The 14,352-nt window shown below is 47.2% G+C and carries 7 protein-coding genes; 3 read left to right on the top strand and 4 right to left on the bottom strand.

What is annotated here, in order from left to right:
* Window positions 1–37 precede the first annotated feature (37 nt).
* Complete coding sequence (locus ACG1BZ_RS06510) at window positions 38–931, top strand: LysR family transcriptional regulator (RefSeq protein WP_413664907.1); 894 nt, start codon at window positions 38–40, stop codon at window positions 929–931.
* Window positions 932–1,156: 225 nt separating this feature from the next.
* Window positions 1,157–3,193 (top strand): FAD-dependent oxidoreductase, encoded by a 2,037-nt coding sequence (locus ACG1BZ_RS06505; protein ID WP_413664906.1) that lies wholly within the window; start codon window positions 1,157–1,159, stop codon window positions 3,191–3,193.
* 84 nt (window positions 3,194–3,277) lie between these two features.
* Here the strand turns inward: ACG1BZ_RS06505 and ACG1BZ_RS06500 are convergent, their stop codons facing one another.
* On the bottom strand, window positions 3,278–4,450 hold the full coding sequence (locus tag ACG1BZ_RS06500; protein ID WP_413664905.1) for an MFS transporter: 1,173 nt from the start codon (window positions 4,448–4,450) through the stop codon (window positions 3,278–3,280).
* 731 nt (window positions 4,451–5,181) lie between these two features.
* Between ACG1BZ_RS06500 and ACG1BZ_RS06495 the strand changes: the two genes are divergently transcribed.
* Window positions 5,182–9,951 (top strand): CapA family protein, encoded by a 4,770-nt coding sequence (locus ACG1BZ_RS06495; RefSeq protein ID WP_413664904.1) that lies wholly within the window; start codon window positions 5,182–5,184, stop codon window positions 9,949–9,951.
* Window positions 9,952–9,987: 36 nt separating this feature from the next.
* On the opposite strand, the gene ACG1BZ_RS06490 is transcribed toward ACG1BZ_RS06495, so the two are convergent.
* The 3 genes from ACG1BZ_RS06490 to ACG1BZ_RS06480 are packed head-to-tail and all read right to left on the bottom strand — an operon-like array spanning window position 9,988 to window position 14,331.
* Entirely contained in the window at window positions 9,988–10,899 is a 912-nt protein-coding gene (locus tag ACG1BZ_RS06490) for a transglutaminase-like domain-containing protein (RefSeq protein WP_413664903.1), read from the bottom strand.
* A 12-nt stretch (window positions 10,900–10,911) separates the two neighbouring features.
* Window positions 10,912–12,168, bottom strand: a complete 1,257-nt coding sequence (locus ACG1BZ_RS06485; protein WP_413664902.1) for an HlyD family type I secretion periplasmic adaptor subunit — start codon at window positions 12,166–12,168, stop codon at window positions 10,912–10,914.
* Window positions 12,169–12,189: 21 nt separating this feature from the next.
* Window positions 12,190–14,331, bottom strand: a complete 2,142-nt coding sequence (locus tag ACG1BZ_RS06480; protein ID WP_413665851.1) for a type I secretion system permease/ATPase — start codon at window positions 14,329–14,331, stop codon at window positions 12,190–12,192.
* Between the last annotated feature and the right edge of the window lie 21 nt (window positions 14,332–14,352).

The raw sequence follows: 14,352 nt of genomic DNA, 5'->3' as shown, positions 1-14,352 counted from the left end.
TATTGAATCATTCATGAGAGTGATGACGGTGGCAGCAATGCAATTACAGCGAATCGACATGAACCTCTTTCCCGTGCTGGAGGCGATATACACAACCCGAAACCTGACTCGTGCCGCTGAGCAACTGCATATCACCCAGCCGGCTGTCAGTAATGCTCTCGCGCGACTTCGCCGTACGTTAGACGACCCACTATTCACTCGCAGCCCCACCGGTATGGCACCGACGCCACTGACTGAGGGCATTATGCCGAAGGTCCAGGAAGCTCTTTCTCTACTGGGGGCAAGCCTTAGCGAGCAGCGTCATTTTGTGCCACAGGAAGCCAGAAAAACCTTGCGGCTCTCCATGAACGATATGGCGGAGACTTTCCTTTTACCTAGACTGCTGGAAGTGCTGGAGCAGGAGGCCCCAGGTATCACTGTCGAGTCTTTCCAGGTCCCAAGGGAGCAGCTGGTCAAGGAACTGGCCGCCAACACCCTGGACTTTGCCCTAGATGTTCCCGTACCCACTTCCCCACAGATAAAACAACAGCGACTGATGAACGATCGCTACCTGTGTATGTTGCGCCAGGATCACCCCTTGGCGGATTCCGCCAGCCTTACCCTGGAACAGTACCTGAAGCTGGAACATATCCATGTCTCCAGCCGTCGGAGTGGTCCTGGCCTGGAAGATATTGCCCTGAACAAGTTAGGGCGCCGTCGCAATGTGAAATTGAGGGTCCAGCACTACCGGGTCGCACCGTTAGTGGTATTGAGAACCGACCTGGCACTGACAGTCCCCGCCAGCCTGGCGCGACAGTACTCAGCCCGATTGTTTGAGCTTCCGTTTCAAATACCGCAAATGGACTGGCACCTGCTGTGGCATAAAAATCAACACGACGACCCAGCCAATCAATGGCTGCGAAACAAGTTGGTAAGCTTGGTAGAGGAGTAAATGAGCCTCTGTATACGTCGAGACAGGGAACCCTTAAAAAACACTTTATTTATAGATGAGAATGGGACGCATCAAGGTTAGATGGGGCCCGTAATTGATCACTGAATTCGACCGGTTAAGTCACTGTTTCACAGTGGGCCGTCTTGTTATCCTGCTGGGCAACGATATGCACTTTTTTGCATATACATAAATGAACCCTAAAGGTTACAAGAAGAGAAATTTGCCATGTCCCAAGCCTACCCTAATATGCTTGCCCCCCTGGACCTGGGCTTCACCACCCTGAAAAACCGGGTGCTGATGGGCTCCATGCACACCAACCTGGAAGAACACCCCAATGGCTTCACCCGTTTGGCGGCCTTTTTTGCCGAACGTGCCCGCGGTGGCGTTGGCCTGATTGTAACCGGTGGTATTGCCCCGAACGAAGAGAGTGGCGTATTCCAGGGCGCTTCGAAGATGACCACTTCGGAAGAAGCCCAGCAGCACCGCGAAGTCACCGATGCTGTTCACGCTGAGGGCGGCAAGATCTGTATGCAGATCCTGCACACCGGCCGCTACGCCTACAACGAAAACCTGATCGCACCCTCTCCCATCCAGGCGCCGATCAACCCCTTCACCCCGCGCGAATTGACCAGCGAGGAAATCGAAGGCCAGATCGATGACTATGTACGCTGCGCCACCCTGGCTCGCGAAGCCGGCTATGACGGTGTGGAGATCATGGGCTCCGAGGGTTACTTTATTAACCAGTTCATCGTGAAACGCACCAACAAGCGTACCGATGAATGGGGCGGCTCCTTCGAAAACCGTATCCGCCTGCCGATCGAAGTTGTGCGCCGCGTACGGGAAGCCGTCGGTGAGAACTTTATTATTATTTACCGCCTGTCCATGTTGGACCTGGTAGAAGATGGCAGTGACTTCGATGAAGTAGTGGCTCTGGGCCAGGCTATCGAAAAAGCTGGCGCCACAATTATCAATACCGGCATCGGCTGGCACGAAGCGCGCGTTCCCACTATTGCCACCAGTGTTCCCCGCGCGGCATTTACCGATATCACCGCCAAGGTGAAAAAGCACCTGTCTATCCCGGTAGTCGCCAGTAACCGTATCAATGTGCCGGAAGTCGCCGAAGAAGTTCTGTCCTCCGGCCAGGCTGACATGATTTCCATGGCACGCCCCTTCCTGGCAGACTCTGAGTTCGTCAACAAAGCCGCCGAAGGCCGCGCCGACGAGATCAACACTTGCATTGGCTGTAACCAAGCGTGTCTGGACCACACTTTCCAGCTGAAACTGACCTCCTGCCTGGTAAACCCCCGCGCTTGTCACGAAACCGAATTGAACTACCTGCCTACCGACAACGTGAAAAAGGTAGCTGTAATCGGCGCCGGCCCTGCGGGCATGGCCGCATCTACCGTTGCCGCAGAGCGTGGACACGAAGTAACCCTGTTCGAAGGCAGCGATAAGATTGGTGGCCAGTTCAATATCGCCAAGCAGATCCCCGGCAAGGCAGAATTCCAGGAAACCCTGCGCTACTTTAAGCGCCGCCTGGAAGTCACCGGTGTTGAAGTAAAACTTAATACCATCGCCACAGCGGAAGATCTGCAATCTTTTGATGAAGTGATTATTGCTACCGGTATCGAGCCGCGCACTCCACCGATCCCCGGCATTGAGAGCGATAAAGTCCTGGGTTACCTGGATGTACTGAAGCACAAGAAGCCGGTTGGCGAGAAGGTTGCCATTATCGGAGCCGGCGGTATCGGCTTTGATGTAGCGGAGTACCTAACCCACGATGGGCCCCACTCCACAGAAGATGAAGTGGTCGCCAGCGATAAGGAAGAGTTCTTCAATGAATGGGGTGTCGATATTGCCCTGGAGAATCGCTCCGGCCTGAAGCCACGCGAAGCAGTAAGCTCTCCGCGCCAGGTATATTTGTTGCAACGCAAAACCACCAAAGTGGGTGCAGGCCTGGGTAAAACCACCGGCTGGATTCATCGCGGAAGCTTGCAGCATCGCAAGGTAGAGATGATTGCCGGTGCCCTTTACGACAAAATTGACGATAAAGGCCTGCATATCCGCGTTGGTGAAGAGGAAAAGGTACTGGAAGTCGACAATATTATTGTCTGCGCCGGTCAGGAGCCCGCACGCAAGCTATACGAAGCTCTGCAAGAGCGCGGCGTAACCACCCATCTGATTGGTGGCGCTGATGAAGCCGCAGAACTCGATGCCAAGCGCGCTATCGACCAAGGCTCACGTCTCGCTGCCGAGATCTAATTTCCCGGCGATCACAAAATAAAATACCCCCGTCGACCAGAGTTGGCGGGGGTATTTTTTTGCCCTTAAATTCTGTATCCGGTGCTAGGACACATTGGCGACTCGATCCGCGACTACCGTTCCCTCAGGCTCAGGCCACTCAGGGCGAGACAGATACTCGGTAAGGCGATAGAGCACGAACACAACTCCACATAACGCCACTAACAAGCCGTATAAGGCCGGGCCACTCCACCATTGAATAATCACTCCACCAATTAATGGCGCCATCGACCAGCCAATGGCATAAAAGGAAGAGGCCCCAAAATAGGTACCGCGTAAATGGGATGGTGCCAGCCGGTCAATTTGAATGCTCATGGTTGGAAACAAAATTGCCTCAGCCAGACTCAAAATAAAAGTCGCTCCGAGCCAACCCCAAAACCAATCTACCGGATTTAGGGCATACCAAAGCTGGGAGATCGACAAAATACCCAACCCAATCACAATACGGGTGTTAATGGCCAGCGGCCCCATTAACTTCATAATGGGAAACTGCAGTAATACTATCGTCGACGCATTAACAAAGATCATGCTGGATATCAGCTCTACCAATCCCGGCGCTTCAGCGCGGGTGAGGTATTGCACCAAGCTTGAATCCATATGCGCGTAGATAAACAGCGTTAAAATATTCGCAATAATCACCACCATAAATACCTGATCACGGCGCAATACCGAGAGCGTATTTCCCAGAGATACGCCCGCATCCCTTTGCTTACTCGCTAAACGTCCGCTCTCGGTTCTGGCAAAACCCCAAACAAAGGCCAGGGCTAAGAGTAGGTAGCTGAGAGAAGTGAGTCCAAAAGTGGATTGCTGCGCACTCAAACCGGCCCAGACACCCACAATGGGCCCCAGCGCGGCCCCCACATTAATCAGGAAGTAACGGAATTGCAGCGCCAATTCACGGCTGGCTTGATCGTCAATTAAATCGCCTATCAGCGCACTCGCCGGCGGTTCCCACACCGCGCGACCAATAGCACACAGGGTCATCGCACAGATAAATCCTGCCAAGGTTTGCGTCACAGCCAACAAAGCAAAGGAAAAAATACTCACAATGCAGCCAAGCAATAGCATATTGCGACGCCCATAGCGATCCGATAGCGCACCGGTAAAGAAGCCCAACACAGCAGCACCAACGGCAGATGCACTCAGGATCAAACCAATTTCAGCCGCGCCGAGGTGAAACTTTTCAAATAGAAGGATGGCCAGGAAAGGCCAGACCATAAAATAAGTTCCACGGCTAAAAAAACTGCCAATTAAAATAATCCAAACTAACGGAGGGAAGCTCCTCAAGCTTCTCCACCACTTCCCATTCATGGTTACTACTCCAATAGATTCACTGCCAACAATTCGATAGAGGCACCTGTCCTGTATGGTTTAAGTTGACTGGTTCCAGATAAAAGAATGGCGCTAAGGCCACTCGGCGAGTGCCCGCAAGACATTGGTACAAATACAAACCCGGAAGGTTCTCTCACTATTCGGCCAAGGTGCCCATCTTTCGGGGGAGGGCAAGCAGCCTACCTCAGAAAATTAAGAGGCAGACAAAGAAGAGTTTCAGTAAGCAAGATGAATTTGAGACAAACAACCTATATTTACCGACAAAAAAACCCGAGATGATAAGATCCCGGGTTTCCTTCTTGGCAGAAAATGCTCCTGCCCTACGGCTAAACCTTGGTATTAACCCACACTGTTAATTACAGGTTAATAGAGAATGATCTGAGCGAGTTGCACAACAATCATTCTGAATACGGTTACCCAATACTATCCGACAAGATTTGTTTTGAAAACCCAAATTGACAGATAAAACAAAAAAAATATTTGCCACACCACCACCCCAGTACAAACCACTAAAAGCAGAATCTTCCCCCCCGTCTATACTCGTTCAGGAAAAGCACCCGAGCCGACCAGCAGAAAAAATACTGCCAAGCTTTTTTAATAGAGAGATAAGTCGCGACATGTCCCTATCCAACATGCTCGTTCAAGTGCGTGCTCAGGTTGAGCAGGCACTGGGTAAGCAACGCCCCCCCTATACCTTGTTTTTTTCAATTAGTGATGCCAAGCATCGCGCCATCGTGAAGCATAAAACGGCGGCGGATATTTCGGAAGCCTGGCAAGCCTTAGCAAAGACAATCCAAAGGGCAGCAAAGTCGCACAAGATGGAACCCTGTTGGTTACGTGTCGATTGGGTCACCCAAAAAAGCACAATGACATTTGCAGGCTTGGAAGAAATCCTTAAAGACACCAAGAGGTCGTATTTCCGCTATGGCCTCGCACTTGATATGGACTGCGAAATAGCATTCCTGGAGCAAGAGCTAAATGCTAATGCCATGCTCTATGGCGGAAATCAGATTGATCATGTCATTATTAATGAGAACAATTTTCTTGCCTACGCTAAGCAAAGATTCGGTATAAATACCGAGCTGGATTTTTCAGAAGAAAAGACTGTGCTTCTGCTTTCAACTCAGGGAGTTTTCTGTGAATCCAAGCGTCAGCCCGTTTGCCTCTACGGACCCGGTTTAGATGCCGGCCGACGTGTCATAGAAAAATTAGATACTAATACTGTCTCTGAATTGATTAGAAACAGCAGTAACTACTTAAGCTCTCAAGTCAAAAAGAATGGCTCCTTCCACTATGGTTGGCACGCCTGTTTCGACCGGAAGATCGACACCTATAACAACTTACGACATGCCAGTAGTACTTATTCGATGATTGAAGCCTGGGAGGTTACTGGCGACAAAGCTCTAATGAGCTCCATACATCGATCACTGGAACACCTTACAACAGAGCTAATTCAGACCGCCACCCTCCCCTCAGGTGCTGAGGGAGCTTTTTTGGTAGAGGCAAATAATGAAATAAAACTAGGGGGCAACGCAGTATCACTGTTAGCCCTGGTAAAGTACTCTGAGGCAACGAAAACCGACAAGTATTCCAAACTGATGGAGCAATTAGCACTTGGGATAGAGTATATGCAGGACTCAATCACCGGGCAGTTCTCCCATGTTCTTGAATATCCAGACCTTCAAGTTAAAGATAAACATAGGGTCATCTATTACGACGGTGAAGCTGCCTTTGGCTTGATGCGCCTCTATGGCTTTACTAAAGATTCACGCTGGCTAAATTTGGTTGAAAAGGCATTTGATTATTTCATTCAAGCCAATCACTGGCGCGCCCACGATCATTGGTTAAGCTACTGCGTTAATGAACTAACCCTTTATCGCCCCGAAGAGAAGTACTACCAGTTCGGTATTCGAAACTTCGCCAGCTATTTGGATTTTGTGGAGAATAGGATAACCACATTCCCTACTCTGCTTGAATTGATGATGGCAGCTGAAAAGATGGTAACTCGCTTGGGCAAAGAGCCCGAGTTCCAATATTTACTTGACCAGGTAGACCTAAAACACTTTTACAGGGCACTACATAAGCGTGCGATGTACCTTCTAAATGGGTATTTCTGGCCTGAATTCGCCATGTATTTCAAGAATCCCAAACGTATATTGGGAAGCTTCTTTATCCGGCACCATGCCTTCAGAATCCGTATTGATGATGTCGAGCACTATCTATCTGGTTTTGTCGCTTATCGAAAGTACCTGCTTACGCCCAAAAATGCACCCGAGGATATTGATGAGGCATACCAAGAGATGACCGTCGAGCCAACTGCCGACTCCCACAAGTCACTACCAGTGCTCGCTTGGGGAGGAGATGTTAACTTAGCCCGGAGGCAGCATTACCGTACGGCCCAATTTGGCACCGAAAAAGTACTCGGCACAGTCATTGCTTTAAAAAATGCAGATATAAGCGTCGTTAACTTAGAGTGTGTAGTCGGAACTGAGGGTGAGCAAGGGATCAGTAAAGGCGAATCGTCCCCATACTATTACCGAGCCCGGCCCGAAATGCTTTCGGTATTAATGGAAGCCGGTATTGATGTTGTTGTCACTGCAAACAATCACAGTGGAGACTATGGCACTGCTGCGTTAATGGAACAGCAGTATTGGCTCAACGAAACCGGTATCGGGCACACAGGCTCAGGCATCAATATCGAAGAAGCTCTGGCCCCAGTATATCGCCCAGCAGGCCGACTTAATGTAGCCATTTTTTCTCTTGATGCTACACAACCCCGATTTGCAGCAGGTCCAAATACTCCCGGATGTGCACACTTGCCACTAACCATGCCCAGTCTCTGGTTCGACAATTTGAAACCTCGAATTGAGGCCGCGCGAGAGAAAGCTCATATAGTGCTTGTCGCTGTCCACTGGGGAGGCAACAGAGAACCCGAGCCCAGCGAAGATGAAATCGCTATTGGACATGCCATTATCGATGCTGGGGCAGATTGTATTTTGGGTACCAGTGCGCATAACCTACAAGGTATTGAAGTCTATAAGAATCGGCCAATTATCCATGATGCTGGGGATCTATTATTTGATGCAGTTCGGCGAAGTTTGGCAGATAGCGGAGTCTTTCGGCTTTACTTAAGTGAAAAAGGAATAGAAAAGGTTGTCTTTGTACCTGTAGGTGTCGGATTTGGCTTTAGCAAGCAGTTGAGTGGAGATAGCGCAAAAGAGCTTACCCAACGATTTTCCAAATCCTGTTCAGCTCTGGGAACAAACCTAGTACCGAATTCAGATGGTAGCGGAACAATTTTGCTTTCGCCTCCAGATAGAAAATACCGTAAATTACCACATCTCTTTAAAACCCATTACAAGCGGGACCCGATTAAGCAGCAGCGTCCATTGAGTCCAAACTGGACAGTAGATCAAGTACCCCTGGATGCACAGATCCCTCCGCTTGAATGCGGACCGCTTAAATTATTAGGTGTCAGGTTTTATCCCCGTGAAATAAAAACTCGCCAGATGCTGTGGGTAGAATCCTTCTGGACTACTGACGAGAAAGTACAGGAAGATTTTCGCCTGGACTTTCGAGCTATCCCTATCAAGGAAACATCTATGCCTTATTGGGGAAAATCGATGGACCATGATCCCTGTGATTGGCAGGTACCCACCACAAAATGGCAGCCGGGGGTAATCTACCGAGACCTGTATGGAATAAGAGCACCGGCCAAGAATGAACTTCAACCTGTACATTTACATTTAGCCGTAGGCCTAATTTCAAACACCACCCAGATTAAACCCATACTCGTAGGGGGAATGATTACCCAACTGAATCTACTGGGGAAGAAGCCCTCCACACGTCCCAGAGTCCCCAATTATATGACCGAGTTCCCATCGGTTATTTATCAACATCATCCAGGTCAAACTTGGAACGAAGAACAAATTAATGCAATTGCAGGCGGCAGATGGTTGGTCCCGCCCCCAAAGGGATGGTTTGTCCGAAGCGTAATCTCAGGGAGTAGCTTTATAGAGGAGTCTCTTGACCCTATTCTATTCGTTGCACACACTAACCTTGATCGAGCTTACCATGAACAAAGCTCAAAAAAGCCAACCAAATTTTGGGATTTCCACCAGAAACTCCCTTCTTTTGCCGATCAAATTGCCGGAGTAATTGTATCCAAACCCGTTGCTGGACTTCCAAAAGATCTCCCTGTACTCCAAGTAAAAGACCCAATCAAAGTTATTGTCGAATTAGGTTTAGCGGCAAGGGAGCGATTTACTGGTGATGTAATAGCGATTACTGGCACTGCGGGGAAGTCAACAACACTCAAGATGATTACCCAAATGCTGGGAACAAGAGAAAAAATACTTTCCAGTATGGGGAACTATAACTCTCGCGTAGGTGCGCCGTCGATGATGGCTAGCCTGAATCAAGATCATGAAGTCGCAGTTATAGAAGTTGCTCAAAGTGCCCTATGGATGAAACGTGGCCCTATTACACATCAAGTAAAACCCACTATTGCCTTAATAACCGAAATTGGAATGTCTCAAACTAGTCACCACGTAAAATGTGTCGAAGATACTGCTCGTTGGAAGTCACGAATTTATGATGGTCTTACTGGCTCCGCTATCGCTATTGCTGGAGAGCATCTAAAGTGCTTTGACTATGTATTGAAGAAAGCCAAGAAACATGCAAAGCGAATCATCATCTTTGGGGAAAGTCCTAATGCTGAAGTTCGTATTCTGGGAGTACGTACCGATGAATCTGGTAGCTGGGTCCAACTGAAATTCCCTAAGAGGGAATTGGAACTTCGCGTTCCTGCTCCAAGTATCGGTATGCTACACAATGCTGTAGCCTCCATTTGCGCAGTCTATGCCTTGGGCAGAGATATCGATGCAGCGGCATTAAAACTACAAGAACTACAGTTAGATGACAGCCACCTACAGCGCACCCGCATAAAAGTACATGGGAAATCCATTAGTCTGATCGATGATAGTTGGAATGCTACGGTTAGCTCAATGCTTAATGCTTTTTCCGTATTTGCACAAACTGAAACTCAAGATAAAGGAAGAAAGATTGCCGTTCTAGGCCGAATCGTGCATCTAGGCGAAAAAGCCAAGGAACTTCATGAGAGCCTTGCTGGACCTCTTATTCAAAGCCAGGTAAATTGGGTAATAACCCATGGCGAGGAGATGGAGTATCTTCGCAAGGTGCTACCTGATGAATTATTGGGCCCTCACTTTTCCGAAGCTCCCGCCTTGGTAAGTTATCTAACAGACTTTTGTCAGGATTCAGACCTTATCCTTTTAAAAGGCTCAAGGCGGGATTCAGATTTTGGCTCTATTCCTGCACTGCTAGATAAACTCCAAAAAACAGGGCAGACCTTGAAAACAGAATAAAATTCAGTCTACAAAATATATCAGAACAAGTAGTCGCTATTGTAAGCTCCACTCAATAGCGACCTTTGTTTGGTCTACATTTCCCCTAAATTCTTTAGGCCACAAATTGGACCACACCCAAGTAAAATCGCGGGTAAGGATAATTTTACTGAGCCGTCCTCTACCAAATCCATATCCAAATCGAGACTCCTGAGCCAAATTAGGATCTACCGGCATCCAGCGTCCATTCATATAGACCTCAGCAGCATGATGATTGGGTTGTTTAAATTGCTTTCTTTTGGTAAAAAGAAACTCAGACGTGACCCTTGCTGGATAGCCCATTGAACGGGCCAAAGCAACAAAGAGAGCTGCATACTCTGTACAATCGCCCTTTCTTGACTCGAGTGCCGCAAGTGCGCCTTTTGTCGGTTGGATTTTATATTCGATAACAGCTTGAGGTAAGAGAAATGCAGCTCGCAATCGCCCCTCTTCATCAGAAAACGTATTCTGAATTTCCAAGGACAATTTTTTTATTGCCAAAGCATCTGATTCAATATATTTTGCTGGCTGAAGATATTTTTTAGCCGGATAAGGCTCACGACCTCGAGAAATTTTGGCATAATCATAAGAACTCAACAAAAGGTCAAAATGAAATTTTCGCTTAACGACCTTTCCTGCAGGTATGTCTAGCCTTACTTCTAAATACTTGGAATCTCCCTTCTTATGATCCTTGATAACTAAATTTTCAGGGTATTCGTATCTTATCTCTTTTAATGACTGCTGCAATCCAGTTTCAACTGGCATCGACAATCTGTGAATATACCCTATGACATCACGTTCAGAGTGATTTTCTATAGTAACTTCTGCGGACAAGGTAACCTTCTTGCTATCAGCTACTGCACCGCGCCAAAGACCAAAAAGGCCGAGAAAAATACAAAACACCGAAAACGCGATTTTGCTACCAAGCATCAATTCCCACCGCTATCTCTCTCGCAAAGCTTCACTTGCTCTGTTAATCGGCTTTAACAGATAATCAAAGATGGTTTTTGATCCTGTTTTGATATCCACCGTAGCAATCATCCCAGGCACAATTGGGAATTTCTTTCCAACTTTATTTATCAAGGAATCTTTTTCAGTTAGGATAAAAACCCGATAATAATACTCCCCTGGTGTAAATTCATCTTGTATTGTATCTGGAGATATAGTCGTAACCTCACCATCTAAGCCTCCATATACTGCATACTCATAAGCTGTTATTTTTACCTTGGCAGCCTGTCCAGGACGGATAAATGCCACATCTCTAGGTGATATTTTTGCCTCAATTAAGAGCTGATCGTCCAGAGGAACTATCTCCATTAATTTTCCATTGGGTGGCACAACTCCGCCTATTGTTGTAACTTCAATAGCCTTAACGATACCCCTCACAGGAGATCGATGAGTCAACCGGGTCAAGGAGTCAGACCGCCCCTCTTTTACGGAAGAAAGTGACTCAACTTCTGCTCTAACATTGGCAAGCTCTTCTCGAGCCTTGACCATATAATCGGACTTGATTTCCAGAATTTTGGTTTCCAGCTCTGACTTCTGCCGTTGCAGACGCAACACATCGACACTACTAGCCGCCCCGGAATCAAGTAAAGAAGTTGTGATAGTTAGCTCCTTGTTAACCAACTCTAATGTTTCTTTTGAACCACGAAGGGATTCCGCCAGACCTCGCTGTCTTATATCAAATAACTTCTTTTCTGTAGCAATAAGTTCGGTGAACTCTGAAAGTTCTTCCGGGAATTTTATTGGTATTCCATTTACTTCGGCATTTAGGCGGGAAACGCTTGCAAGAGCAGCTCTATATCTTGCTGAAATTTCATCTACATTTGAGCGAAGCTTTGTCGGATCCAGTTGTGCTAACACCTCTCCTTTCTCGACAATATCTCCCTCAGATACTTTTAAATCAGCAAGTATGCCCCCCTCCAAAGACTGAATAATTTGTGAACGTGAAGTTGGCACTACTTTTCCACTACCCGATGACACTTCATCCACTTTAGCGAGATATGACCAAGTCACTGACGCTGCAAGAAGTAGGAAAAATACCCAAACAATTCTTCCAGAACGAACCAGAGATGCATCATCAACATCATCGCCATACTGCTTTTCGTCATTTTGAGAGTCTATATCTAGGAGGGCAACGCGTTTTGGTTCTCGCCGAGGGTGTGATAGCAAATCGTGACCATCTGCGTTTGACATGGCTACCTCGCCAATATTTGTCTATGAAACCTTCTCACCCTGTTGGGTATCTTTGCCTTTTTGTCGTGACAATATGGAAATCGCCTTATCTTTGGGCTCATCTAAAGCAACTCTGCCGCTATCTAAAACTATTACTCGATCCACAAAATGTAGAATACTTGTTCTATGAGTGGCGACTACAACTGTGCGCTCAGCACTCCACTGTGAAAGAGCATGAATAAACCGCTTCTCAGTAGCTTCATCCAGGGCTGACGTAGGTTCATCTAACAAAAGAACATTTGGTTGGCGTAGAAGCAGGCGGGCTAAAAGCAGAGATTGCTTTTGTCCTCCAGAAAGTCCAAAACCTCCTTCCTGGATCAAGCATCCCAACCCTTTTGGAAGCTTGTTAACAAAAGCCTTGGCACCAGTCATATCAAGCGCCCACATAATTTCCTCATCACTGGCATATGGGGCGCCGAGCACCAAGTTTTCATAAATAGTGCCATGGAAAAGGCCAGTTTTCTGACTAAGCAGGGAAACATCACGTCTGACATCAGCAGGATCTATATGGGCAAGGCTCACATCATCAAGCCGCAACTGCCCCCTGGCAGGCTCGATGTATCCCGATAAAGCATGTAAAAAGGTTGACTTCCCTGACCCATTTCTGCCCAGGATCGCAATTCGCTCACCTTGATGTATTTTTAAGTCGGAAATAACCAGTGCCGGTTCAGCAGCACTATCTCCGTAGTTATATACCGTTTGCTGAAAGTGATAATTGCCCTGGATAACTGATTTTTGTACTTTTTTTTCATTCTCAGGATTGTCAACTGGCAGCTGCATAATTTGATCAATACCCTGCATCGCAATCCTAGCCTGCTGCCACCGACTAAGAACTTGGGTTATATTTGCCATTGGCGCCATCATTCTGGAGCCCAGAATCGAGGCTGCTACCAAGGCACCGGTCGTCATACCCCCTTCCATTACCATCGGCGCCCCAAAAAGAACAACAACAGCAAAAACCGATGATTGAACATTGTGTGTCCAACTCAGTAACAGCCCTACCAAATACCGCAATTTAAGACTGGATTCGGCGGTAATTGCATTGAAGTGATTCCACTGCCCTTGAAATCTCTGCTCTGCCTGCATTGCTTTTATATCTTCAAGTCCCTGCACTGTCTCAATTAGCATGGCATTGCGCAGAGCCCCCTCTCTGATTGATTCTTTGGAGAGAGTCGCCAATTTTGGCTGAAGTAGCAAACCAGGAATTATCAGTAGGAAGACTGCTACCAAAGGAATTAATGCCAGGCTTCCTGCAATCCACCACATAACAAACAGAAAAAGTATAAAAAATGGAAGGTCCGCGAGTGCCAGTATTGTCGAGGACGTAAACAACTCTCTTATTCTTTCAAGATCTCTAATTTGTGAAATAAAGGTCCCTGTAGACTTTGGCCTTGCCTGATCTTTGACCCGTATGGCATGGCCAAAGACTAAATCTGACATACGAATATCCGCACGTTTTCCCAACAGATCCGTTACTCTGACCCGCATGGTTCTCATAATGAAATCAAAAACAATGGCAACTACAACACCACTAAAAAGGACATAAAGTGTTGGCAATGATTCGGCGGGAATCACTCGATCATAGACTTGCTTGGAAAAAATGATGCCTGCTAATGCCAATGAATTAGCGATTGTAGTAGCAATCATCACATGAAAGTAGGGTTTTAAGTCCCGTAATATAATACGTCGAAACCAATGTTTATCGTGGGGCTTAATATACTCATCAATTCTAGAATCAGTCGCTGTACGTCTAGGCCGGAATATTGCCAAACTTAAAATTTGACTCTTCAACTCACACAGAGGCACACTCGTTTTTAGGCCTTTATCGCCACAGTAGGTAACACTCAGTTGCTCTTGCTTGGATACAGAATCGATGACAATCAACTGTCCATCTATCGTTTGTGCTACAACAGGCAATCTCCAAGAATTAATCGCAGACTCTGTGAATGGGCAAAATTTAACCGTTAAGCCTGCTTGCCGCGACATCTGACGAATAACACCTTCTACCGAATCACAGCCCCCCCAATTTCCCGCTATTCGCACTCTCTCGGCCGAACAGTCGATACGATAATATCGTGCAATGGCAATAATTGCCTCACACCATGGATCAAAGTCAGATACCATATTGGAGGTATCTAAAGATGA

The sequence above is a fragment of the Microbulbifer sp. CNSA002 genome (genome assembly GCF_047324085.1).
Classification (GTDB): domain Bacteria; phylum Pseudomonadota; class Gammaproteobacteria; order Pseudomonadales; family Cellvibrionaceae; genus Microbulbifer.
This window is presented reverse-complemented; position numbering and strand designations above follow the sequence as displayed.

Excerpts from the sequence above, each read along its gene's own strand:
- ACG1BZ_RS06490 (WP_413664903.1), bottom strand. The coding sequence starts at position 10,899 with ATGCTTGGTAGCAAAATCGCGTTTTCGGTGTTTTGTATTTTTCTCGGC.
- ACG1BZ_RS06485 (WP_413664902.1), bottom strand. The coding sequence starts at position 12,168 with ATGTCAAACGCAGATGGTCACGATTTGCTATCACACCCTCGGCGAGAA.
- ACG1BZ_RS06510 (WP_413664907.1), top strand. The coding sequence starts at position 38 with ATGCAATTACAGCGAATCGACATGAACCTCTTTCCCGTGCTGGAGGCG.
- ACG1BZ_RS06480 (WP_413665851.1), bottom strand. The coding sequence starts at position 14,331 with ATGGTATCTGACTTTGATCCATGGTGTGAGGCAATTATTGCCATTGCA.
- ACG1BZ_RS06500 (WP_413664905.1), bottom strand. The coding sequence starts at position 4,450 with ATGGTCTGGCCTTTCCTGGCCATCCTTCTATTTGAAAAGTTTCACCTC.
- ACG1BZ_RS06505 (WP_413664906.1), top strand. The coding sequence starts at position 1,157 with ATGTCCCAAGCCTACCCTAATATGCTTGCCCCCCTGGACCTGGGCTTC.
- ACG1BZ_RS06495 (WP_413664904.1), top strand. The coding sequence starts at position 5,182 with ATGTCCCTATCCAACATGCTCGTTCAAGTGCGTGCTCAGGTTGAGCAG.